This is a genomic window from Prochlorococcus marinus str. MIT 9312 (assembly GCF_000012645.1).
In the GTDB taxonomy this organism is placed as follows: Bacteria; Cyanobacteriota; Cyanobacteriia; order PCC-6307; family Cyanobiaceae; genus Prochlorococcus_A; species Prochlorococcus_A marinus_L.
Map to the genome: position 1 here is coordinate 269,475 of NC_007577.1, position 21,886 is coordinate 291,360.

Consider the following 21,886-nt stretch of genomic DNA (forward strand, 5'->3'; position numbering starts at 1 on the left):
GATGAAAAATTTATATTTAGCGAGTAAGAATAAAGGTAAAATTGAAGAATATAAGAAATTGCTTGCTGGAGTTAATTGTAAATTATTACTCCAGCCAGAATCATTAGAAGTTGAAGAGGATGGAATGACATTTCGAGATAATGCAATTAAAAAAGCGAGTGAAGTTTCTAGAAAAACAAATAATTTCTCAATAGCTGATGATTCAGGAATTTGTATTGAAGCACTAGATGGTAAGCCTGGCATTTACTCATCTAGATATGCAGAAAATGATCAGAAGAGAATTGAACGAGTTTTAAAAGAACTTGATGGAGTTCAAAGTAGAAGTGCTTTCTTTATTGCCAATATTTGTGTTTGTTCCCCAAATGGTGAAGTGATTATTGAATCTGAGGCCAAATGTCATGGCAATATTATTTTAAACCCGAGAGGGAAAGGTGGTTTTGGGTATGACCCAATTTTTGAGGAGAGTTCTACCAGATTAACTTTTGCAGAAATGAATAATGATATTAAAGACTCTTGTAGTCATAGAGGTAAAGCATTAAAAAAAATTATTCCAGATTTAATTGAAATTTTTTCTTAAATTCAATTAACCCAAGATCCATGAAGGCCATGAGGAATTGAAATGGGTAATTCATAAACAGCTAATTCTTTTAAGTCTTTTGCATCTAATATCACTAAATCGCTTCCTCTTCTTTCTCCGTTCCATAAAAGTATAAACAAAAATCCCTCATCTTCCTTAGAGGAGTTTTCTGATGGAACCATGATTGGTTCACTTACGAATCCACTTGGACCAGCTGACCAAGAAATCTCTTCCTTAGATGTTAAATTTATTTTTTTTATTGCTTGCAGTGGAGCGTTCCCCATCTTTTGAGATGTGCTTGCCATCCAACTAAAAGTTGCTGTTAATCCTAAGTTTTTAGGATTAACAACAGCAAATTCACAACATTGTTCACTTAAAGTTTCAAGTTCACTAGTTTTTTTCTTTAGATCGATAATTGATCTTTTCAGTTTTCCTTCTGGATATTTATCAAAGTCAATATCCCTAAAATTCTCGTCTGGACCAACTGATGGAAAATCATCATAAAAAATACTATCTAATATGATTTTGGAATCTTTTTCAAATGCATTTACATGATGAAAAACGAATCCTTCTGGAGCATCTATTGTTAGCGGTGGCTGACCTCTAAATAATCCACTTTCTCTGGGGATGATAAAAAACTTTGCCTTTTTATTTGGGTTTGACTTTAGACATTGAGCTGCTCCTCTTTGGCCCATTACAAATGGAAGAGGATTGAAATCAATAGCATTCTGTAAAAATATTGCCCAATTAGTTGTAATTGCGAAATCATGAAGGAATGCAAAGCCATTAAGGGTATCTTTTCTGTCGAAAATGAGCTCTCCAGAATTTGTACCAGCATTATTAAATTCCATTAATCTAATGGTACTTTTTGGCCCGGTTTGTACTCCAAAAGTGACTAAAAGTTCTGAAGATGCATTTGAATTTAGGTCTGTTTTGGGATGGGCACTAAATGCTTCGTTAGGCTTGAGTACCCCTTTTAATGTTGTTAAACCAATAGTGTTAAGACTATCAGGATCCATTGCATGTGGACCGGCTGCTTCCCATAATGCGAGAATTTCATCTCCTAATTTAACAACATGAGTATTAGCGATATTCTTGAATTTTAGATCTAATGCATTATTTAGAATTCCTCCATTTTTTTGTGTCCCAAATACACCTCTATAAATAAATTTATTTATTTTTTCTTCTTCCAAATAGCCTTTAGTTTTAACAAATCTATTTGTTAAAAATGGCTGACCATTTTCGAATTTTATGGAAGTTATCATTCCATCACCATCAAATGGATGATGAACCCATTGTCCACCTCTCTCTAATATTCCTGGTCCATTTCTTAATAATGTTCCATTTAAATTTTTTATATTATTACCTTTGCTAATTTTTAGAGGCTCCTTGGTTAGCTCCTTTTCTACATTTTGATACGCACTTGACCAATCTTCTTTATTAAAACTTTTAAATTTATCAATTTTTTTATCTTGTAAATTAGTCACAACAAAATAATTACTCCTTTTATTTTCGCCAAAAATCAACTGAATTGTGGCTGATTCGAAAAAATTGCTATTTTATTGATTTTCTAGCATTCCTTTACTGCTTGGAATTGAATCAGATCTTCTTAGATCTATTTCGGTAGCCATTCTCATTGCTCTTGAAAAAGCTTTAAAGCAAGCCTCAACTATATGATGTGAATTGCTACCTCTTATTTGATTAATATGCAGAGTAATACCACTGTTATTTACAAAGGCAATAAAAAACTCTTTTACTAGTTCAGTATCATAATTGCCAATTCTAGGAGCTTTTAACTGAAGATCATAAGATAGATGTGGTCTGCCGGAACAGTCTAAAGTCACTTGAACTAATGCCTCATCTAATGGAGCAAAGAAATGTCCAAATCTACTTATTCCTTTTCGTTCTCCCAAGGCTTTTGAAAATGCTTTGCCTAACGCGATTCCTACATCTTCATTTGTATGATGATCATCAATATGGGTATCTCCAATCGCTTTTATTTTTAAATCGAATAAACCATGACTGGATATTTGATGAAGCATATGATCTAAGAATGGTATCCCGGTTTCAATCTCGGAAATCCCATTCCCATCTAAGTTTATCAATACAGAAATATCTGTTTCATTCGTTTTTCTTTTTATTTCAGATTGCCTTAGAGATGACATTTTTATGCAAAAAATTTAGTTTACATTCCATTAATGCAGTAACCCGCATCAACATAAATTGTTTGGCCTGAAATGCCGCTAGAGAGATCACTTAATAAAAAAGCAGCAGTATTACCGACTTCCGTTTGAGTGACTGTTCTGCGTAAAGGAGCTTTTTCTTCAACATTGTGAATCATATCTAAAATGCCACCTATAGCAGAACTTGCAAGTGTTCTTATTGGTCCTGCACTTATTGCATTGACTCTAACTTGTTTTTCGGGTCCAAGTTCAGCAGAAAGATATCTTACTGAGGCTTCCAAGGCTGCTTTGGCAACTCCCATTACGTTGTAATTAGGAATCGCCCTCTCTGATCCTAAATAAGTTAAGGAGACAACTCCAGCACCATCACTAAAAAGTGGTTTTGCTGCTTTACATAAAGGTGCTAATGAATATGCACTTATATTAAGGGCTCTATCAAAACCCTCTGATGAGGTAGCACTATAATCTCCAATCAATTCGTCGCGACCTGCAAATGCCAAGCAGTGAACTAGACCGTCAATTCCCCCCCAATTGTTTTTAATATTTTCAAAGATTTCTTCTATTTGAGCTGGATTTTGAACATCAAGAGGCAAAAATAAAGATGGGTTTAATGGTTCAGTTAGTTCTCTGACTTTAGATTCGAATCTTCCTTTATCGTCAGGCAAATATGTTATTCCAAGTTCTGCGCCAGCTTTTGAAAGTTGTTGAGCTATACCCCATGCTATTGAACGATTGTTGGCAATTCCTGTAACGAGAATTTTTTTGCCAGTTAGATTTAGAAGCATTTTGTTTATTATTTATATTATTCTCCTATACAAAAGTACCTATCTTTACGGATTACTGCAAAATATACAATAATTTTCAAATATAAGAAATATTTAATTTAAATATGGTCAGAACAAATTCTATGGTTTTGGAATTAGGTTTTCAATTACCTAATTTCGAAATGTTAAATGCTAATTCTTCAAATAATGAATATTTTAATTCTCATAATCTAGATAGTCGGCATTTACTTTTGATGTTTATTTGTGCCCATTGCCCATTTGTTAAGTATATTGAGAAACAAATTTTCACCTTAAACAAAGAAATTGAGCATACAGTTCAAACAGTAGCAATTTCTAGTAATGATATTGTCACTCATCCTTCAGATTCTCCTAAAAATTTGAAATTACAAGCACAATCACTGGGATGGAGTTTCCCTTATCTATATGATGAAAATCAAAATTTTGCTAAGGAGTTAAAAGCAGCATGCACCCCAGATTTTTATCTTTTTTCAAATAAAGGAAATGGTAATTTTTTATTGTATTATCATGGTCAATTAGATGATAGTAGACCAGGAAATAATATCCCTCTTTCAGGTGAAGATTTGCGATCTGCTGTAAGAGATTTGAATCAAGATAATTCTTATCCTTTAAATCAGATTCCGTCTTTAGGTTGCAATATTAAATGGACTCCTGGTAAAGAACCCAGTTGGTTTAAATGAATTAAAATGTTTTTTTACCCATAGAAATATGGTTTAGAGTTAATATATTCACTATGCAGATACCTCCATTTACTTTAAATAGGCAGTACCAAGAAATTGGTTCTGAAATTGAGAGAGAAGTTTTAAAAGTTTTAAATGGTTGTCAATATATCAAAGGAGAAGAAGTTACCATTTTTGAAGAAAAATTTTCTAATCTGATTGGTGTTGAAAATACTATTGGATGTAACAGTGGAACTGATGCTTTAGTGTTAGCTTTGCGCGCATTAGATATTGGTGTGGGAGACGAAGTTATTACCTCATCCTTTAGCTTTTTTGCAACTGCAGAGGCTATTAGTGCAGTTGGCGCTCACCCTGTTTTGGTAGATATAGATCCTGAGACTTATCTTATTAATACTGAACTAATAGAACAGAAAATAAATTCAAATACCAAGGCAATTATGCCAGTTCATTTATTTGGTAATGCAGTGAATATGACCTTAATAAAATCATTGGCTAACAAATATGACTTAAAAGTAATCGAAGATTGTGCTCAGGCAACATGCACAATGTGGGAAAATTCCAAAGTTGGTAGTATCGGTGACATAGGTTGTTTTAGCTTTTTCCCTACCAAGAATTTAGGGGCTGCTGGAGATGGTGGAGCAGTGACAACATCTGATCAGAAGATTGCAAGAAAAATTAGAGAACTAGCTGTTCATGGTAGCCCAATAAGATATCACCATACTCAAATTGGATATAACAGCAGACTAGATACCATTCAAGCTGCCATATTAAATATCAAAATTAAATATATTTGTAAGTGGATTAATAATCGCCAAAAAATCGCTAATAATTACCTTGATTTATTAGAAAAAAATCCATTTATTAGTTTTCCTAAAATTAGCTCTGATTCAATTTCCCATTCTTGGAATCAATTTGTCATCAAATTAAGAAACGATAAATATTTTTTAAATGAAGATTTTTCGAATTTATTTGATACTGATTGCAAAAAATACTATTCCTTAAGGAATTTGGTAAAACAAAAGCTTTCTGAAAAAGGTATTAACTCAATTATCTATTACCCAATTCCAATACATGCACAAATAGCATACAAAAATAAAAATTTTTCTAGAACAAAACTTATTAATACAGAGAGGATTTGTACGGAAGTTCTCAGTCTTCCAATGTTTCCTGAAATTTCTTATGAAGAGCAAGTTTATGTCGCAGAAAATTTAAATAAAGTTTTAAAGAATTGCATAGAGGAAATTCAAATTTCAGCATAAAGTGATTTAAATAATCTTTGCTGTATGTTGTGATCGACAATAGGGGTTGAATAATTATTTTTTTCTAAATTAGATATCTCGCCATTTAATAGGTCTGAATTTGACACTTTAGACAATTCAGGAATCCAAGATTTTATATATTCGCAGATAGGATCAAATTTTTTTGCTTGAGTATATGGATTAAAAATTCTTAGTGGTTTTGGATCCATACCGCTACTAGCGCTCCACTGCCACCCCCCATTATTTGCGGCTAAGTCTCCATCAACCAACGTCTCCATAAATTTTTTCTCGCCCATTTGCCAACTGCATATAAGATCTTTTACTAGAAATGAAGCGACTATCATTCGACATCTGTTATGCATCCAGCCAGTACTGTTTAGTTGACGCATTGCAGCATCAACTATAGGTACACCAGTCTCGCCGTTGCTCCAATGCTGAAACCATTCATTATTGTTTTGCCATGGAAATTGACCCCATTTTTTTCTATATGGACCTTTCTCTAGCTCTGGGAAATGGAATAAGCAATGTTGATAAAATTCACGCCAAACAAGTTCTTTTTGCCAAGTTTCAATTGATAGGGAATTTTCATGACTTTCAAAATCCGAATTTAAATCTAATGTGGCATTCCAAACTTTTCTAATGCTGATGGTTCCGAATCTAAGCGATGCACTTAAAAAAGATGTCCCATTATGGGAAGGCAAATCTCTTGCGGAATTGTAAGAATATATATTTTTTTCGTTAATGAATTTTTCTAATAATATTTCTGCACCGTTCTCACCTGGTCTACATGGACAAATATTAGATCCAGAAAATTTGATATTTTTGAGAAATTTCTTTAGGGTGGAATCAGATGAATTTATTAACTTATTTTCTTTTAGCTTATTATCTATATCTTTAAACTGGAAAATAACTTTATCTTGATCATATAACCCTAATAAATTCATTTTTGATTTAAGGTTTTTATAAAAAGGTCCATAAACCGAATAAGGTTTATTATTCCCTGAAAATATTTTTAAAGGTTCTACTAATAAGTGATCCCAAGATTCAATAACTTGAATATTTTTTTCTTTTAAATTTTTTTTTATTTGTAAATCTCGATTAATCTCATAAGGTTCAATTGTTTTATTCCAAATAACAAATTTAGCATCTATTGTCTTTGCTAATTGAGGGATTATTAATACAGGATCTCCTTCTTCTATAACTAGTCTACTACCCATTTTTTCCCAATTATTTCCTAATTCTTGAAGCGAATCTCCTAGAAACCAAGCTCTTGAATTTGCACTAAAATCGTGTGTGTAATTTCTATCTAATATATAAGTTGAAGTAATAGCATTTGATAATGAAAATGCTTTGATTAAAGCTTGATTATCGAATATTCTTAAATCCTTTCTATGCCAAAATAGTATTCTAGGATTATTCATAATTTATCTAAAAATTGTTTAGCTCTAAACCAAGCTGTCACAGTTTTTGCGTCAAGAATTTCATCCCCACTAGAAATAAGATTATCAAGTTCGTCGGGATCTAAAATTAATACTTCTATATCTTCATCTAAATCTCCTTTAACCTCTGAATTTAGTTTGCTCAATTGACGCGCTAAAAATAAATAAATTTCTTCATCTGCATAACCAGGAGCGGGGACAAGAGTTCCTAGTTCATCCCATTTGTTTGCACTAAATCCAGTCTCTTCTTGTATTTCTCTTTTAATTGAATTAATAGGTGTTTCGCCTATTTCTAATGTACCTGCTGGAAATTCTAATAAATACCTCGAAACAGCAAATCTATATTGCCGGAGAATGATAACTTTATTGTCTTTTGTAATAGGCACTGCTAGGGCAGCGCCAGGATGCTTAATGTATCCATATTCAGCTTCATGTCCATTTGGAAGCTCAATTCTATTTATTTCGAAACTAAATTTTTTAGATTTTAACTCAGATATTTTTTCTTTAAAAATGGATTTTTTTATAAAGTTTTTATTGCCCATAATTTTAAAATAAAAATAGCCTAACAGTTATTTTTTGGTTTTGTAAATCATTTGATAGACCATTTTGGGTCATCAAACTTTTTGATTTTTTGGCTTCTACTTAAGATCTCAGATAGTGGTGTAATAACGAAATTTCGGTTCATGAATCTAGGGTGAGGTAATGTTAATTCCTCGTCAACCGTATGAAAATCTTCCCACCAGAGAATATCTAAATCGAGACATCTTGATAGCCATTTCTTACCCTTTGGCGTCTTTTCTCTTCCGAAAGATCTCTCTAACTTTTTTAGTTCTTTTAAAAGTAATTTCGCCTTTTTATTTGATGGTTTTGGAAAAGAATTACTTTTTATGAGCAAAAGAGTATTTAAATAATTGGGCTGTTCATTCTCAACTCCATGAGGTAATGTCTCATAAATTGAAGACCAAAAAAAGTTTGCATGAAATTTTCTTTTCTCTTCTTTTTTTTTGTTGGAATGATCGCCCCACTCATTTATTATTTCTTCTATTTTTGGTTTGCAAATTAATAGTGACTCAAGAGGGCTTCCGAATTTACTATCAATATTTGCTCCTAGGGATATACATAGTCCATTTTTGATATTAAGATTTGATAATTCCACTACAAAAAACAAAGTTATTGGATAAATTCTATATCAGGCATTTTTAAAGTGATTTTGAACCCCGAGTTAACAGAAAAAGGAGAGATAAAGGATTTAATGAAGTCAAAGGATTCTTTTAGAGCTTTCCCTTTAGCTGCAATTACAGGTCATAGCTTATTAAAATTATCTTTGCTTCTAGCAGCAGTTGATCCCAGTTTAGGGGGAGTGGTTATCGCTGGCGGAAGAGGTACTGGAAAGTCAGTATTAGCAAGGGGTTTGCATACTTTACTCCCTCCTATAGAGGTATTAGATAATGAATTAATACTGGAAAAGCTAACTAAGAGAAATAGTAATACTTCATTAAGACCTATTGGTAGGAACCTAGATCCAGATAAACCTGAAGAATGGGATATTAGTACTAATAAATTGTTAGAGGAGGCAATTGGAAGTGATTATTTGAATCAAATTGAAGAAATTCCAAAAAAAGTAAGAGAGGCACCATTTATTCAAGTTCCTATTGGCATAACTGAAGACAGACTTGTTGGATCAATTGACGTTGCTGCTTCATTAAGTACGGGGGAACAAGTTTTTCAGCCTGGAATTTTGGCAGAAGCTCATAGAGGTGTTCTTTATGTAGACGATATAAATTTATTGGATGATGGTATTGTAAATTTAATTCTTGAAGCTACGGGAAGAGAGAAAAATAATATTGAAAGAGATGGTTTGAGCCTTTCTCATCCTTGTAAGTCACTTTTAATAGCAACTTATAATCCTGAAGAAGGTGCTTTAAGAGATCATGTTTTAGATCGTTTTGCGATTGTGCTTTCCGCAGATCAATCTATTGATAATACTCAAAGAGTTGAGATTACAAAATCTGTTTTATCACACGCAGAAAATAATATTAAATTTTCAGAAAAGTGGTCCGAAGAATCTGATAATTTATCTACTCAATTAATTTTAGCAAGGCAGTGGTTAAAGGATGTCAAGATAACAAAAGAGCAAATAACCTATTTAGTGAATGAGGCTCTTAGAGGAGGCGTAGAAGGTCATAGGTCAGAATTGTTTGCAGTAAAAGTAGCAAAGGCAAATGCAGCTCTTAGGGGTGATGAGAATGTAAATTCTGAAGACCTAAAAGTCGCAGTAAGGTTAGTTATCCTTCCGAGAGCAATGCAAATACCACCTGAAGATGAAGATATACAACCTCCTCCTCCAGAGGATCAGAGTCCTCCTCCCCCACCTCAATCAAATAATGATGACTCGGAACCTGAGGCTAATGAAAACGATAATAATCAAGATCAAGAGCAAGAAGAAGATAATTCTGATGGAGAAGAAGAATCTACCCCTGAAATACCCGAAGAATTTATATTAGATCCTGAGGCATGTATGGTTGACCCTGATTTACTGCTTTTTTCATCTGCCAAAGCAAAAGCAGGAAATAGTGGAAGTAGATCAGTGATATTTAGTGACAGTAGAGGAAGATATGTAAAGCCAGTTATTCCAAGAGGCAAAGTAAAAAGAATTGCAGTAGATGCAACTCTTCGAGCTGCTGCACCTTATCAAAAATCAAGAAGATTAAGAAACCCTAATAAATCAATAGTTATTGAAGAAAATGATTTTAGAGCAAAGCTTTTACAAAAAAAAGCAGGTGCATTAGTTATTTTTCTGGTTGATGCGAGCGGCTCTATGGCATTAAATAGAATGCAAAGTGCCAAAGGTGCAGTAATAAGACTTTTGACAGAGGCATATGAAAATAGAGATGAAGTAGCTCTAATTCCCTTTAGAGGTAATCAGGCCGAAGTTCTTTTACCTCCAACAAGATCTATAACTGCAGCAAAAAGAAGGCTTGAAACAATGCCTTGCGGAGGAGGATCACCTTTGGCTCATGGGCTAACACAATCAGCGAAAGTAGCAAAAAATGCTCTTTCTACAGGAGATATCGGTCAAGTTATTGTTGTGGCTATTACTGATGGAAGAGGCAATGTACCCTTAGGATTGTCCTTAGGAAAAAATGAGGTTGAAGAAAAAGATAATGAAAATGTCAATTTAAAACAAGAGGTTCTTGATATTGCTGCAAAATATCCGATACTTGGAATAAAACTCTTAATAATTGATACAGAGAGAAAATTTATTGCAAGTGGCTTTGGTAAAGAATTAGCAGAGGCAGCTAGAGGTAAATATGTTCAATTGCCAAAAGCTACAGATAAAGCAATCGCAGCTATGGCTTTAAATGCTATAAATGAATTCTGATTCTAAATTATGGATAAATTTCGTTAAGAAATTTTGACAGTCCAATAGTTAAGTCCCTTATAGATTTGGTTAATTCTTTATCTTTTGTTAATTTTACAAAATCATCACTCACATCATCCATTTTGCTGGAGATCGAGCTTGCAGCATTAATTGTCAATTTAATGTCGTTGAGTGTTTCTTCATTGTCAATAGTAGATAAAATCTTATTTAAATGATTAGCAGCAATTGTGATTTCATTTATTAAAGGCTCAATTCTTAGTATTTCTTGCTTTGATAAATAAATTAGTTCATCAAGGTTTTCTTGGGTTCTATCAAATTGGTCAATTGATTTAACAATATTTTCAATTATGTTTTCTTGATTTGATTCTTTTAGAAGCTGGCTAAGTCTATTTGTTATATTTGACAGACTTGATAGTTGTTTCCCTGTGATTGTATCTCCCTGACAAATAATTAATTTGCTATCGCATTTTTCGGATGTAGGTTTTGCGATGTTTTTAGAAATTGTTTTTTCACTAGTTTCTAAAGCGACTTGGACATCTCCTCCAAGGAAAGAATTAGTAACTACTCTTGCAAATGCTGGCTTGGGAAGAATAATTTCAGGATTATTTAAAACTATTTTTGCTTGAATTGATTCATTAGTAAACAAAATATCATCTATTGAACCTACTAAAATTCCTCTATAAGTAACTGGAGATTTTTTTGATAAACCGCTTGCGTTATTGAATTCGGCAAAAAGGTGCCAATTTTTTGAGGATAATCTTACTCCTTTGAGCCAAAAAGAAAAAAATGTGAATGTTAAGATTCCTCCCAGTAAGGAAAATCCAACTATTGAATCTCGTAAGCTTCTACGCATAATTTCTAAATGTCTTTGGGTTGCATTGGACCATCAAGTTTCCCATGTCGAAATTGAAATACATAAGGATCATTACTCTCTTTGAATTCATCAATAGAACCTGCCCATCTAAATTTACCTCCATAAAGCATTAAAACTCTTTCTGAAGTCCTTTCTATAGTACTAAGAACATGGCTAACCACAATAGATGATCCTTTGGCTTTATCATTTGTTTTGTTTATTAAATCTTCAATTCTTGAGGAGGCAATTGGATCAAGACCAGCAGTCGGTTCATCAAAAAGTAACAAAGGTTTAGTATTTGCGTTAAGAGTTTGATCTGTAATTAAAGCTCTAGCAAAACTTACTCTTTTTTGCATGCCTCCGCTTAATTCATTGGGAAGTTTATTCTCAACATTAAATAATCCCACCTCAGCCAAACATTCACATACGATTTTATGAATTAACTTTTTAGATAGGTTTTTGTTTCTTTTAAGGAGAAAACCTACATTTTCTTCAATAGTTAAAGATCCTAATAATGCTGGGTTTTGAAAAACTAGTCTTACATCAGGAGGATTATTTTGGTCTAGTCTCAAATATGTTTGTTTTTCACCAAATATTCTTAATTCCCCTTTGGTGGGTAAAATAAGGCCTGCTAATATTTTTAAGATAGTTGATTTTCCGGAACCGGAGGGGCCAACTATTGCTAATTTCTCTCCATCATTCAGTTTAAAATTTAGTTGATTAAGCACATTAACCTCTCCCCAGCTTATTGAGAGGTTTTTTGTTTCAACTGAATGCTTTGATTTTTGCAAAATCTATATTAAAGAAAAAGTCATCTTTATATTACATATTGCCTATTTTTAGAAATAAAAAAAGGATGTGTGAATTTGATTTATAATGCATATATCTTTTTTTTAAATTTGTGAAAAATAATTTAAGAGGTTTTTAATGAATAATCAAAAAAAAAGAATTAGAAGATATTATAAGTATTTTGAAAAGTCCAAATTTGTCTTGCTAAATGAAATTTTAAGAATTTTGAGTTGGCTTTTACCAGGCTTGGTAATAAAAAGATGGATGATTACATCTGCAATTGGATTTTTGACATCATTATTAGGACTAGTAATTTGGACAAATTTAAGGCCACTCTATTGGCTTATTGAAGTATTTTTTGGGATAATGACAGGCTTAACTAGTATCTTACCTGTTTCATTATTGGGGCCATTAATTTTTGTTCTTGGACTTTTATTAATTGGGATTGGACAAAATAGAAGTATTAATTCTATTAAAAAAGCCCTTGCTCCAGAAAAAAGCACATTTTTAGTTGATGCATTAAGAGTTAAGAGTAAATTAAACAGGGGCCCTAATATTGTCGCAATTGGTGGAGGAACAGGCTTATCTACTTTATTGAAAGGCTTAAAAAATTACAGCAGTAATATTACAGCAATCGTAACTGTATCCGATGATGGCGGAAGTAGTGGAATTCTTAGAAAACAATTAGGTGTCCAACCTCCAGGAGATATTAGAAATTGTTTGGCTGCCTTATCAAACGAAGAACCAATTTTAACTAGATTATTTCAATATAGATTTTCAGGAGGTAGTGGCCTAGAGGGTCATAGTTTTGGGAATCTATTTTTGTCAGCTTTAACAACAATTACAGGTAGTTTAGAAAAAGCAGTACAAGCCTCTAGTAAGGTTTTAGCTGTACAAGGTCAAGTTTTACCTGCTACAAATATTGATGTAATGTTATGGGCTGAATTAGAGGATGGTCAAAAAATTTTTGGTGAAAGCAATATCAGTAAATCTAAAAAATTAATTTCAAAGATTGGATACTTGCCAGAAAATCCTTCTGCTCTCCCAAGTGCTCTGGAATCTATAAAAGAAGCTGACTTAATTGTTCTTGGCCCTGGTAGTCTATACACTTCCTTATTGCCAAACTTATTGGTACCCGAGATAGTAGATGCTTTATTGCAAAATAATGCTCCCAAAATTTATATAAGTAATTTGATGACTCAGCCTGGCGAAACAGATGGACTTAATGTTTATCAACATATCAAATCAATAGAAAAACAATTATCAAATTTTGGAGTTAATACTAGAATTTTTAATGCGATTCTATCTCAGGCTCTATTTGAAAAGTCTCCTCTAGTAGACTATTACGCAAGTAGGGGAGCAGAACCTGTCCAATGTAATAAAGAAAAATTATTATCTGAGGGTTATTATGTTTTGCAGGCACCATTGTATTCAAGAAGAATCACTCCCACTCTTAGACATGATCCTAGGAGACTAGCAAGAGCGGTTATTTTCATGTACCGCAAATTAAAGAAATTAAACTAATAAGCATCTTGAAGTTCATAGAAGTCTGGTTGAATATAGTCTTTTCTCAATGGCCATCCTCTCCAGTCTTCAGGCATTAGGAGTCTTTTGGGATTTGGATGATCTATAAAATTTATTCCAAACATGTCATATGTTTCTCTTTCTTGCCAATCACTTCCTTTAAAAATTTTATACAAACTGGGAATTGATAAATCCGAATCTCTTTTTAAGAAGACTTTTAATCTAACTTCTTGAATCTTTTCGATTTTATGTAGATCATCAACAGTAATGAAATGATAGAAACTAACAAGATTTTTACCAGGCCCCTCATCATAGCCACCTTGACATTGGAGATAGTTAAAACCGTAGTTTGTTAAAGCAGATACAGCTTCATATAATTTGCTAGGTTCAACAGAAATGTTTTCTATTCCCGCATGATCATAATCTAACGGTTGGTTTGGAATGCCAACTTTAGATAAATTTTGACTCATGAATCCTTCTTTTTCTATTGAAGTATCTGTGGATTTAGCTAAACCGTCTTTTTCCATTACTCTTCTTCACTATTAATAATTTCGGTTTGTTCCCTGTTTTCAGGTAATTCAGTTATTTTTTCTTTTTTGGAGGAAGGAAAAACATTCGTTGAAGTTTTGTTTAAATATTCACCAGTATTTTGAGAGAAAACAAGATTCATTTCGTGTTTATATGTTATGTACCTGTGGGTTTGCTCTGTTTTTTCCCGCTCTAAAATTGATTCATTACCTACTTTTTTTCTTAATTTTATTACAGCATCAAAAATTGCTTCTGGTCTTGGTGGACATCCTGGAAGATATAAATCGACTGGTATTAATTTATCAACGCCTCTGACAGCAGTAGTAGAATCTGCGCTAAACATTCCACCTGTGATTGTACAAGCACCCATTGCAATAACATATTTTGGCTCAGGCATCTGCTCATAAAGTCTTACTAGGGCTGGAGCCATTTTCATCGTTACTGTCCCTGCGACTATTAATAGATCTGCTTGTCTTGGAGAGCTTCTCGGTACTAATCCAAACCTGTCAAAATCAAATCTAGAACCAATTAGTGCAGCAAATTCAATAAAACAACAAGCTGTTCCGTATAGAAGAGGCCAAAGACTACTTAATCTAGCCCAATTATGAAGATCATCTAAGCTTGTTAGGATTATATTTTCACTTAAATCTGTAGTTACTTGTGGTGCACCAAGGGGATTGCAAGTTCCTTCTCTGATTTCCCTTATAGCTTTTGGGGATAATTGTGGGTTCAATTTTTTAACTCCATTCTAAAGCACCTTTTCTCCATGCGTAAGCCAAAGCGATAACGAGTATTGCAATGAAAATCAGTGCCTCAATAAATGCTAATAAGCCTAATCTATTAAAGGCAACAGCCCAAGGATAGAGGAATACTGTCTCTACATCAAATATAACGAAAACTAAGGCGAACATGTAATAACGAATATTAAATTGAATCCATGCTCCTCCTATAGGCTCCATTCCGGATTCATATGTTAGTTTTCTTTCCCCAGTTCTTCCTTTAGGGGCAACAATGAGATTAGTAACTAAAGCTAATATTGGGACAGCAGCTGCTATTAATAGGAAACCTAAAAAATATTCATAGCCAGTTAATAAAAACATCTTAAAAATTAATTTTGAATAAAAGTCGCTTAATTAAGCAAAATCTTTTAAAGTTCTTAAAGAACAATAATAAACCGTGAGTGAAAACATTCAACCAGCCTCTGAGGAAAACAAAATAGTTGAAAATTTTGAGAAAGAAAAACTTTCTGCAAACTCCTCAGGAGTAAATATTGAACAACCTTACATTAATTTAGAACAAAATAGATTCGAATGTAGAAGTTGTGGATACATTTATGATCCCTCTGAAGGTAATAAAAAATTAAATATACCCAAAAATACGCCCTTTTTAGAGTTAGATGGTAATACATTCGTTTGCCCCGTTTGCAGAGCTGGTAAGAATTTTTATAAAGATATAGGACCTAAATCTAAGGCTAGTGGTTTTGAAGAAAATTTAACTTACGGATTTGGTTTCAATAGCTTGCCTTCTGGCCAAAAAAATATATTAATTTTTGGAGGTTTGGCTTTTGCCGCAGCATGTTTCCTTTCTTTGTACTCTTTGCATTAATATAGATAAATGAAAAAAATTATTACCAGTTTTCCCAATCTTCTCTTATCTATACTTCTTTGCTTCGTTTTAAGTAGTTGTTCATCTACAGGAGTGAAGATGAGTGATAGTAGCCCTTGGAAAACAATTCAGTTTCAGGATCAGGCAAATGCCCTAGATGTTGATTTTATAGATAATAATAATGGATTTTTAGTAGGTTCTAATAGACTTATTATGGAATCAAATGATGGGGGAGAAACGTGGGAGAAAAGGAATTTAGATTTACCAAGTGAAGAGAACTTTCGTCTTATAGATATTGATTTTAAAGGTCAAGAGGGATGGTTGATAGGCCAGCCCTCATTGGTTATGCATACACTTGATGCGGGGAAAAATTGGACTCGTTTATCTCTAGGTAACAAATTGCCAGGCCAGCCATATCTAATAACGACTGTTGATGATGGGGTTGCGGAATTGGCTACCACTGCAGGTGCTATCTATCAAACATCAGATAGTGGTGAATCATGGAATGCAAAGGTTCTTGACGCATCTGGTTCAGGTGGTGTAAGAGATTTGAGAAGAACTGATAAAGGAGATTATGTCAGCGTAAGTAGTCTGGGTAATTTCTTTTCTACTTTGGAAAATGATAGTAATTCATGGATCGCTCATCAAAGAGCTAGTAGCAAAAGAGTTCAAAGTATTGGTTTTAATCCAGAAGGAAGTTTATGGATGCTTTCTAGAGGGGCAGAAATTAGATTTAATGAAGATACTAATGACCTAGAAAATTGGTCTAAGCCTATTATACCAATTCTTAATGGATACAATTATCTAGATATGGGATGGGATCCAAATGGTGATATATGGGCTGGCGGGGGTAATGGAACTTTAATAGTAAGTAAAGATCAAGGTAAAACTTGGAATAAATATCCTATTGCTGCTGAATTGCCAACAAACTACATTAAAATAGTTTTTCTTGATAAGGAGGCTTTAGACAATCAAAAAGGATTTGTACTTGGCGAGCGTGGTTATATCCTTAAATGGAATAGCTAACTTTAAATAACTTGAGTTAATAGTAAAAAAAAATTAATTTTTGAAAGATTTAGCAACTGTCTGTAACCAACCTGTTAATTTCTTCGCGAACTTATGATTTTACACTGTAAGATCATAGGGTAAACATTTGTGATTATGGCCGCAGGTTCAACGGGTGAACGCCCATTCTTTGAAATAATCACCAGTATTAGATACTGGATTATTCATGCAGTAACATTACCAGCTATCTTTATAGCAGGCTTCTTATTTGTATATACAGGCTTAGCCTACGATGCTTTCGGAACTCCTCGTCCAGATAGTTATTTCCAATCATCTGAATCTAAAGCACCTGTCGTAACACAAAGATATGAAGCTAAATCTCAACTAGATTTAAGAACAAAATAACAATGACTAATTCTCAAGCTCCAATGCAGGCTGCGGAAGTCCGCGTCTATCCTATATTTACTGTCCGTTGGCTAGCAGTTCACGCTCTAGCTATCCCATCAGTATTCTTTTTAGGTTCTATTGCTGCTATGCAATTCGTAGCCCGATAAATTTAACTATCATGCAAGTAAACGAAAATCCTAACAAAGTTCCAGTTGAACTTAATCGTACAAGCCTTTATTTAGGCTTATTATCAGTCTTTGTATTGGGAATTTTATTTTCCAGTTACTTTTTCAATTAAATTAAAATCATGAGTAAATTAAAAGGACCTGATGGAAGAATTCCAGATAGACTTCCCGACGGTAGACCAGCAGTTGCATGGGAAAGAAGATGGACTGAAGGAACTCTTCCTCTATGGCTTGTTGCTACAGCAGGTGGAATTGCAGTTATCTTCGTATTAGGAATATTCTTCTATGGTTCATACCAAGGTGTTGGAGCTGGAGGCTAACAAATCCTTACCTTGGACTGATAATCACTTATATCAAATAAGCCTAATAAGAATCAGTAAATATCCTTAGTTTCTCTTTCGTGGAGCTTGGGATATTTTCTTTTTGGGTTATCAATCCATCTTTTAATGAAAAATGAGACTTGCTTTTTGGTCTTTCTTTTTCAATTAATTTAGCTACTTCAAATATTATTTTATTAGCCACTTCAGTATTTGATCTAAGATTATCCAAAACCATCTCTACAGAAACTTCTTGATGAGTTTGATTCCAGCAATCATAATCAGTAACCATAGATAAGGAGGAGTAAGCTATTTCAGCTTCTTTAGCTAATCTTGCTTCTGTGTGGTTCGTCATTCCAATTATTGAACATCCCCAACTCCTATATAAATTAGATTCTGCTCTAGTTGAGAAAGCGGGACCTTCCATTGCTAGATAGGTACCCCCTCTATGCAATTGTCTACCGCCAGGAATATTTTTTTCTGCGATTTCACTTAATATACGTGATAAATTTGTGCAGAAGGGATCTCCCATAGTTATGTGAGCAACAGCTCCCTCGTTAAAGAAGGTTGCAGGTCTATTTTTTGTCCGATCTATAAATTGATCTGGAACTACTATATCAAGTGGCCTTATCTGTTCTTGTAATGAACCAACTGCTGATGGAGCAATAATCCATCTTACTCCTATTGATCTTAGAGCCCAAATATTAGCTTTGTAAGGGATTTCAGAAGGATTTAAACTATGTGTTCTGCCATGTCGAGGAATGAATGCTATCTCTAGGTTTCCAAGATTATATACTTTTATTGAATCAGAAGGTTTACCATAGGGAGTATTGATTTCTATTTCTCTTAAGTACTCTATTTGATCCATTGAATAAAATCCACTTCCACCAATCACTCCTAATCTTGATTTTTCAATTGGTAATAAATGTTCTTTATTCATAGTGATGTAAATGACTTTTAATCATCTGGTACTAATTGGAGGAGGACACTCAAATGTTTCTTTATTAAAGAAATGGTTAATGTTTCCGAAATTAATGCCAGAAATTCCTGTTTCAATTATATCTAGAGATTCTCATTTGGTTTATTCGGCGATATTCCCATCGGTAATTTCAAAATCAATCACTATAGAAGAGAGTTTAATTGATATAAAATCTTTAGCAAAAAATGCAAAAGTATCTTTTATAGAAGAAGAAGTAAAGGATATTGATTTCAATTTAAAGAAAATTGTTTTAGGTAATAGACCTTCAGTTAATTATTCGAAGTTGGTTCTTAATTATGGAAGTCAAACAATAATTCCAAAAGAATTTGAATCACTAGTTAAAAATCGAAATGCTTTTTCAATTAAACCTTTTTTAAGGGCTTATGACTCAATACTAAAAGAGGACATTTTTGATTCAGTTAATGAACTTCCATTTGTAATTGTTGGGAGTGGCCTTGCTGCAATTGAAGTATCATATGCTTTGAGAAAAAGATGGGGAGATAGACCTTTAAAACTATTATGTGATTCAAGAAAAATTAATAATACAATTCTAAAAAGTTTACGGAATTCCAATATTGATTTAGTTGAAAAACTTAATTTTGATTATGGCAAGATTCTTTTATGTACTGGAAATACATCTCCTTTATGGGCAAACAAAAAATTATTAGATTCGGATTCTCATGGCAGAATAATCACAAATCAGAATTTGCAGATAAAAAGTTTCTCTGGAATCTTTGCAGTCGGTGATTGTGCAGTTGTAGGTTCAGCAAAAAGACCAGCATCGGGAGTTTTTGCAGTAAAAGTTGTAAATACATTAGTCCAAAATCTAAAAAAAGATATAGAAGGGAGATCATTAAAAAAGTGGTTTCCTCAAAAGATCGGATTGCAAATAGTAAATATATTTCCAAGCCATCATCCAAAGGCATTTGCTATTTATCGCAATTTTGTTTTCGGCCCTTCTTTTCTTTTTTGGATTTTAAAGTATAAGATTGATCTCAACTTTATTAAAAAGTTCAGATCAAAAAGGCTAATTATGAAAAGTAGTGAAAAAAATATTTCATTGAATGATTGCAGAGGATGTGCAGCTAAAATTCCTCAGTTTGTTTTGAATAAATCATTAATAAATTCTAATTTAAGTTCTTTTGCCTCATCACCTGAAGATTCAGTTGAGATATATCAAAATGGTCAAGATATTATCTTGCAAAGTGTAGATGGATTTCCTGCTTTGGTAAGTGATCCATGGCTTAATGCAAAAATTACTACTTTGCATGCTTGCTCAGATTTGTGGGCATGCGGAGCAAAACTTGCATCCGCGCAGGCTTTAATTTCATTACCAAAAGTTGAAAGGGAATTTCAGAGTTACCTCTTTTCTCAATCACTTCAAGGTATTAAATCAACAGTTGAGGATCATGGAGGTGAATTACTTGGAGGCCATACTTTCGAGGCAAGAAGTTTAGTAAATAAACCTTATTCATTAGGAATAGATATTTCTTTAACAGTTCAAGGTATTTTAAAAAATGGAGCAAAACCATGGCTTAAATCTGGAATGAATATTGGAGATATTCTCATGATGTCTAGACCCCTGGGCGTTGGGATTTACTTTGCCGGTCAAATGCAAAATATTAATATGCTAGGTAGTTCTTCTGAAATAATTAATAATTTATTAAAGAGTCAGCAATATTTGATTGATGAAATTTATCTTTTTCAAAATCAATTTAAAGAATCATTAGTCAATGCTGCGACTGACATTACTGGATATGGATTTATTGGACATCTTAAAGAAATGGTTGAATCATCTAATTTATATAGGCAAAACAATCATCTTGAGCCACTAAAAGTTTTATTAGATTTATTTGCATTTAAAGCTTATCCTGGAGTATTTGATTTAATAAGAAAAGATGTTAAAAGTACTTTCTTTGAATCTAATAGAGAAATTTTTGACAAAATTTATAAATTAAATAAGCAAAAAAGAATAATTAATTTTTTAAACGAAAATTCATTAGATCATCAGACTTTTAACGAGAGAATATCATTACTATTAGATCCTCAAACATGTGGACCCTTGTTGATAAGTTGCAATCCTAAATATGAAAATGTTCTAAAGGATAAATGGTACAAGGTTGGAGAAGTTTTAAAAATGTAATTAATTTCTATTGAATTTGTCAATTTCTAAATATCTTAATCTTTTGATTTCCTTTCCCATCTCCTTCCCTGGATCCCATCCTTCTTTTTTTAATGTTTCTCCATCTTTTTTTGATTTTATGAATTTGTAAATAAATAACCACTTAAACAATTTACGCCAGTATGGTCCTCCATCACAAATTAATAATTTGACTGTCTCATCATTAAGGTTTCTGTCCTCAATAAATTCTGTCCAACTTGATGGAGAAAAATGATTGAAATTTTTTTGGTTTGTATTTAATATCTTTTTGATATTAAAATAATCTTCTAATATTTTTATCTCACTATTATTTACCAAAAATCTTTTACATGCTTTTTCTAAATCTTCTGAATCTTTTAATAAGTAAAGCATATGATTTCCCTTTAACCTCTTAATCCAATTTAGTCCTCTTAAAAACCTTTTATCGACCTTAATATTTTCATTTAAGATTGAGATAATTTCCCATTTATGAATTATCGAAATCACATTAGTCAAATTATCGTGTTTGCATATTTCAGCTAGTTCCATCCTTATTCGTATTCCTAGTGCAGCAGGGTAAATCATTTTCTGGTGAGTTTCTGAAATTTTCCATGGCCATTTTCTAACTGTTTCTTGAGATTGTTTGAGGGAACTATTTGAAATATTGAAATCTAACCTTGAAGCATATTTTGCACATCTAATTAATCTACTTGGATCATCTGAAATACTATTACTGTGAAGTAAGTTCAACTTTTTACTTTTTATATCAGAAATTCCTCCATAAAGATCATAGATTTTCCTTGTCGAGACCTCGAAGGCTATTGAATTTATAGTGAAATCTCTCCTCTTAAGATCCTCCTCAATAGTACTTTTATTTACCGTGGGATTTAAGCCTGGAGCAGAATAAATTTCTTTTCTTGCAGAAGCAATATCAATTTTATAGTCATTAATATTTATTTCTACAGTGTTGTATAAATTAAATTCCTTGATGAGACATAAATCGACATTTACAATATTTTTTTTTATAAATTTTGCAAGAGAAATAGAGGATCCTTCAATTACAAGATCAATATCTACAGGTTTAGAAAACGATTTTTTGTGGAATTTACTAATTAATAAATCTCTTAAATAACCGCCAACAAAAGCTACTTTAGTATTGTTATTAGATTCTATGTATTTAGCAATTAGGTTATATAGATTAAATGGAGTTTTTATTAATTCTCCTTGGATGTAATCAGAGATATCGTTCAT

General features: G+C 32.7%; 25 protein-coding genes. 12 read left to right on the forward strand and 13 right to left on the reverse strand.

The genetic code is table 11. The features are described from left to right. Position 1 precedes the first annotated feature (1 nt). Complete coding sequence (rdgB, locus tag PMT9312_RS01425) at positions 2-577, forward strand: RdgB/HAM1 family non-canonical purine NTP pyrophosphatase (protein WP_011375844.1); 576 nt, start codon at positions 2-4, stop codon at positions 575-577. A gap of 2 nt (positions 578-579) precedes the next feature. Here the strand turns inward: rdgB and PMT9312_RS01430 are convergent, their stop codons facing one another. From PMT9312_RS01430 to fabI, 3 genes are all read right to left on the reverse strand, one after another. Further along, a complete protein-coding gene (locus tag PMT9312_RS01430; RefSeq protein ID WP_011375845.1) occupies positions 580-2,064 on the reverse strand; it encodes a carotenoid oxygenase family protein in 1,485 nt (494 codons plus the stop codon). A gap of 72 nt (positions 2,065-2,136) precedes the next feature. Continuing rightward, on the reverse strand, positions 2,137-2,742 hold the full coding sequence (hisB, locus tag PMT9312_RS01435) for an imidazoleglycerol-phosphate dehydratase HisB (RefSeq protein ID WP_011375846.1): 606 nt from the start codon (positions 2,740-2,742) through the stop codon (positions 2,137-2,139). 20 nt (positions 2,743-2,762) lie between these two features. Further along, positions 2,763-3,545, reverse strand: coding sequence for an enoyl-ACP reductase FabI (gene fabI / locus PMT9312_RS01440; protein ID WP_011375847.1), 783 nt, complete (start codon positions 3,543-3,545; stop codon positions 2,763-2,765). A 104-nt stretch (positions 3,546-3,649) separates the two neighbouring features. Here fabI and PMT9312_RS01445 point away from each other — a divergent pair, with 104 nt between their 5' ends. Together PMT9312_RS01445 and PMT9312_RS01450 are read left to right on the forward strand one after the other, a co-directional pair. Beyond that, positions 3,650-4,243 carry a thioredoxin family protein gene (locus PMT9312_RS01445; RefSeq protein WP_011375848.1) on the forward strand — a complete coding sequence of 198 codons (594 nt, stop codon included), beginning with the start codon at positions 3,650-3,652 and terminating at the stop codon, positions 4,241-4,243. A gap of 53 nt (positions 4,244-4,296) precedes the next feature. Then, positions 4,297-5,502: a DegT/DnrJ/EryC1/StrS family aminotransferase gene (locus tag PMT9312_RS01450; protein WP_011375849.1), complete on the forward strand. Its 1,206-nt coding sequence runs from the start codon at positions 4,297-4,299 to the stop codon at positions 5,500-5,502. On the opposite strand, the gene PMT9312_RS01455 is transcribed toward PMT9312_RS01450, so the two are convergent. The 3 genes from PMT9312_RS01455 to folK are packed head-to-tail and all read right to left on the reverse strand — an operon-like array spanning position 5,487 to position 8,097. Beyond that, positions 5,487-6,923, reverse strand: coding sequence for a cryptochrome/photolyase family protein (locus tag PMT9312_RS01455; protein WP_011375850.1), 1,437 nt, complete (start codon positions 6,921-6,923; stop codon positions 5,487-5,489). The genes PMT9312_RS01450 and PMT9312_RS01455 overlap by 16 nt on opposite strands. Beyond that, the gene (locus tag PMT9312_RS01460; RefSeq protein ID WP_011375851.1) at positions 6,920-7,483 is read right to left on the reverse strand and encodes an NUDIX hydrolase; all 564 of its coding nucleotides are present in this window, start codon (positions 7,481-7,483) and stop codon (positions 6,920-6,922) included. The genes PMT9312_RS01455 and PMT9312_RS01460 overlap by 4 nt, the downstream gene beginning before the upstream one ends. A gap of 47 nt (positions 7,484-7,530) precedes the next feature. Further along, on the reverse strand, positions 7,531-8,097 hold the full coding sequence (gene folK, locus PMT9312_RS01465; RefSeq protein ID WP_011375852.1) for a 2-amino-4-hydroxy-6-hydroxymethyldihydropteridine diphosphokinase: 567 nt from the start codon (positions 8,095-8,097) through the stop codon (positions 7,531-7,533). Positions 8,098-8,193: 96 nt separating this feature from the next. Here folK and bchD point away from each other — a divergent pair, with 96 nt between their 5' ends. After that, positions 8,194-10,323: a magnesium chelatase ATPase subunit D gene (bchD, locus tag PMT9312_RS01470; protein WP_049751241.1), complete on the forward strand. Its 2,130-nt coding sequence runs from the start codon at positions 8,194-8,196 to the stop codon at positions 10,321-10,323. 7 nt (positions 10,324-10,330) lie between these two features. On the opposite strand, the gene PMT9312_RS01475 is transcribed toward bchD, so the two are convergent. Further along, positions 10,331-11,176 (reverse strand): MlaD family protein, encoded by an 846-nt coding sequence (locus PMT9312_RS01475; protein WP_011375854.1) that lies wholly within the window; start codon positions 11,174-11,176, stop codon positions 10,331-10,333. A 5-nt stretch (positions 11,177-11,181) separates the two neighbouring features. Continuing rightward, positions 11,182-11,967 carry an ABC transporter ATP-binding protein gene (locus PMT9312_RS01480; protein ID WP_071813298.1) on the reverse strand — a complete coding sequence of 262 codons (786 nt, stop codon included), beginning with the start codon at positions 11,965-11,967 and terminating at the stop codon, positions 11,182-11,184. Positions 11,968-12,103: 136 nt separating this feature from the next. On the opposite strand from PMT9312_RS01480, the gene PMT9312_RS01485 reads away from it, so the two are divergent. After that, a complete protein-coding gene (locus PMT9312_RS01485) occupies positions 12,104-13,489 on the forward strand; it encodes a gluconeogenesis factor YvcK family protein (RefSeq protein WP_011375856.1) in 1,386 nt (461 codons plus the stop codon). Here PMT9312_RS01485 and PMT9312_RS01490 read toward each other — a convergent pair. Genes PMT9312_RS01490 through PMT9312_RS01500 form a run of 3 tightly spaced genes read right to left on the reverse strand, consistent with a single transcriptional unit; the run spans position 13,486 to position 15,117 of the window. Then, positions 13,486-14,016 (reverse strand): NAD(P)H-quinone oxidoreductase subunit J, encoded by a 531-nt coding sequence (locus PMT9312_RS01490; protein WP_011375857.1) that lies wholly within the window; start codon positions 14,014-14,016, stop codon positions 13,486-13,488. The genes PMT9312_RS01485 and PMT9312_RS01490 overlap by 4 nt on opposite strands. Continuing rightward, positions 14,016-14,750: an NADH dehydrogenase subunit K gene (locus tag PMT9312_RS01495; RefSeq protein ID WP_011375858.1), complete on the reverse strand. Its 735-nt coding sequence runs from the start codon at positions 14,748-14,750 to the stop codon at positions 14,016-14,018. Before PMT9312_RS01495 ends, PMT9312_RS01490 begins: the two co-directional genes overlap by 1 nt. A 4-nt stretch (positions 14,751-14,754) precedes the next feature. After that, positions 14,755-15,117, reverse strand: a complete 363-nt coding sequence (locus PMT9312_RS01500; protein ID WP_011375859.1) for an NAD(P)H-quinone oxidoreductase subunit 3 — start codon at positions 15,115-15,117, stop codon at positions 14,755-14,757. A 76-nt stretch (positions 15,118-15,193) separates the two neighbouring features. Between PMT9312_RS01500 and PMT9312_RS01505 the strand changes: the two genes are divergently transcribed. The 6 genes from PMT9312_RS01505 (at position 15,194) to PMT9312_RS01525 (ending at position 17,519) form a co-directional block, all read left to right on the forward strand. Then, positions 15,194-15,622, forward strand: a complete 429-nt coding sequence (locus PMT9312_RS01505; RefSeq protein WP_011375860.1) for a rubredoxin — start codon at positions 15,194-15,196, stop codon at positions 15,620-15,622. Positions 15,623-15,631: 9 nt separating this feature from the next. Then, on the forward strand, positions 15,632-16,648 hold the full coding sequence (locus PMT9312_RS01510; RefSeq protein WP_011375861.1) for a photosynthesis system II assembly factor Ycf48: 1,017 nt from the start codon (positions 15,632-15,634) through the stop codon (positions 16,646-16,648). Between the two features lie 135 nt (positions 16,649-16,783). Further along, positions 16,784-17,032: a cytochrome b559 subunit alpha gene (psbE, locus tag PMT9312_RS01515; protein ID WP_002806020.1), complete on the forward strand. Its 249-nt coding sequence runs from the start codon at positions 16,784-16,786 to the stop codon at positions 17,030-17,032. A 2-nt stretch (positions 17,033-17,034) separates the two neighbouring features. Next, positions 17,035-17,181: a cytochrome b559 subunit beta gene (gene psbF, locus PMT9312_RS01520; RefSeq protein WP_011375863.1), complete on the forward strand. Its 147-nt coding sequence runs from the start codon at positions 17,035-17,037 to the stop codon at positions 17,179-17,181. Between the two features lie 11 nt (positions 17,182-17,192). Beyond that, positions 17,193-17,312, forward strand: a complete 120-nt coding sequence (locus PMT9312_RS09410; protein WP_002806119.1) for a photosystem II reaction center protein L — start codon at positions 17,193-17,195, stop codon at positions 17,310-17,312. A 9-nt stretch (positions 17,313-17,321) separates the two neighbouring features. Further along, positions 17,322-17,519, forward strand: coding sequence for a photosystem II reaction center protein J (locus tag PMT9312_RS01525; protein ID WP_011375864.1), 198 nt, complete (start codon positions 17,322-17,324; stop codon positions 17,517-17,519). 43 nt (positions 17,520-17,562) lie between these two features. On the opposite strand, the gene mtnP is transcribed toward PMT9312_RS01525, so the two are convergent. Then, positions 17,563-18,456, reverse strand: coding sequence for an S-methyl-5'-thioadenosine phosphorylase (gene mtnP, locus PMT9312_RS01530; RefSeq protein WP_011375865.1), 894 nt, complete (start codon positions 18,454-18,456; stop codon positions 17,563-17,565). A gap of 10 nt (positions 18,457-18,466) precedes the next feature. On the opposite strand from mtnP, the gene selD reads away from it, so the two are divergent. Next, positions 18,467-20,638 (forward strand): selenide, water dikinase SelD, encoded by a 2,172-nt coding sequence (selD, locus tag PMT9312_RS01535; protein ID WP_011375866.1) that lies wholly within the window; start codon positions 18,467-18,469, stop codon positions 20,636-20,638. On the opposite strand, the gene PMT9312_RS01540 is transcribed toward selD, so the two are convergent. After that, entirely contained in the window at positions 20,639-21,886 is a 1,248-nt protein-coding gene (locus PMT9312_RS01540; protein ID WP_011375867.1) for a CCA tRNA nucleotidyltransferase, read from the reverse strand.

What these genes read in the sequence shown, in the direction of transcription:
- rdgB (WP_011375844.1), top strand. Translation starts at nt 2, where the DNA reads ATGAAAAATTTATATTTAGCGAGTAAGAATAAAGGTAAAATTGAAGAA.
- hisB (WP_011375846.1), bottom strand. Translation starts at nt 2,742, where the DNA reads ATGTCATCTCTAAGGCAATCTGAAATAAAAAGAAAAACGAATGAAACA.
- fabI (WP_011375847.1), bottom strand. Translation starts at nt 3,545, where the DNA reads ATGCTTCTAAATCTAACTGGCAAAAAAATTCTCGTTACAGGAATTGCC.
- PMT9312_RS01445 (WP_011375848.1), top strand. Translation starts at nt 3,650, where the DNA reads ATGGTCAGAACAAATTCTATGGTTTTGGAATTAGGTTTTCAATTACCT.
- PMT9312_RS01450 (WP_011375849.1), top strand. Translation starts at nt 4,297, where the DNA reads ATGCAGATACCTCCATTTACTTTAAATAGGCAGTACCAAGAAATTGGT.
- PMT9312_RS01455 (WP_011375850.1), bottom strand. Translation starts at nt 6,923, where the DNA reads ATGAATAATCCTAGAATACTATTTTGGCATAGAAAGGATTTAAGAATA.
- PMT9312_RS01460 (WP_011375851.1), bottom strand. Translation starts at nt 7,483, where the DNA reads ATGGGCAATAAAAACTTTATAAAAAAATCCATTTTTAAAGAAAAAATA.
- bchD (WP_049751241.1), top strand. Translation starts at nt 8,194, where the DNA reads ATGAAGTCAAAGGATTCTTTTAGAGCTTTCCCTTTAGCTGCAATTACA.
- PMT9312_RS01475 (WP_011375854.1), bottom strand. Translation starts at nt 11,176, where the DNA reads ATGCGTAGAAGCTTACGAGATTCAATAGTTGGATTTTCCTTACTGGGA.
- PMT9312_RS01485 (WP_011375856.1), top strand. Translation starts at nt 12,104, where the DNA reads ATGAATAATCAAAAAAAAAGAATTAGAAGATATTATAAGTATTTTGAA.
- PMT9312_RS01490 (WP_011375857.1), bottom strand. Translation starts at nt 14,016, where the DNA reads ATGGAAAAAGACGGTTTAGCTAAATCCACAGATACTTCAATAGAAAAA.
- PMT9312_RS01500 (WP_011375859.1), bottom strand. Translation starts at nt 15,117, where the DNA reads ATGTTTTTATTAACTGGCTATGAATATTTTTTAGGTTTCCTATTAATA.
- PMT9312_RS01510 (WP_011375861.1), top strand. Translation starts at nt 15,632, where the DNA reads ATGAAAAAAATTATTACCAGTTTTCCCAATCTTCTCTTATCTATACTT.
- psbE (WP_002806020.1), top strand. Translation starts at nt 16,784, where the DNA reads ATGGCCGCAGGTTCAACGGGTGAACGCCCATTCTTTGAAATAATCACC.
- psbF (WP_011375863.1), top strand. Translation starts at nt 17,035, where the DNA reads ATGACTAATTCTCAAGCTCCAATGCAGGCTGCGGAAGTCCGCGTCTAT.
- PMT9312_RS09410 (WP_002806119.1), top strand. Translation starts at nt 17,193, where the DNA reads ATGCAAGTAAACGAAAATCCTAACAAAGTTCCAGTTGAACTTAATCGT.
- PMT9312_RS01525 (WP_011375864.1), top strand. Translation starts at nt 17,322, where the DNA reads ATGAGTAAATTAAAAGGACCTGATGGAAGAATTCCAGATAGACTTCCC.
- mtnP (WP_011375865.1), bottom strand. Translation starts at nt 18,456, where the DNA reads ATGAATAAAGAACATTTATTACCAATTGAAAAATCAAGATTAGGAGTG.
- selD (WP_011375866.1), top strand. Translation starts at nt 18,467, where the DNA reads ATGACTTTTAATCATCTGGTACTAATTGGAGGAGGACACTCAAATGTT.
- PMT9312_RS01540 (WP_011375867.1), bottom strand. Translation starts at nt 21,886, where the DNA reads ATGAACGATATCTCTGATTACATCCAAGGAGAATTAATAAAAACTCCA.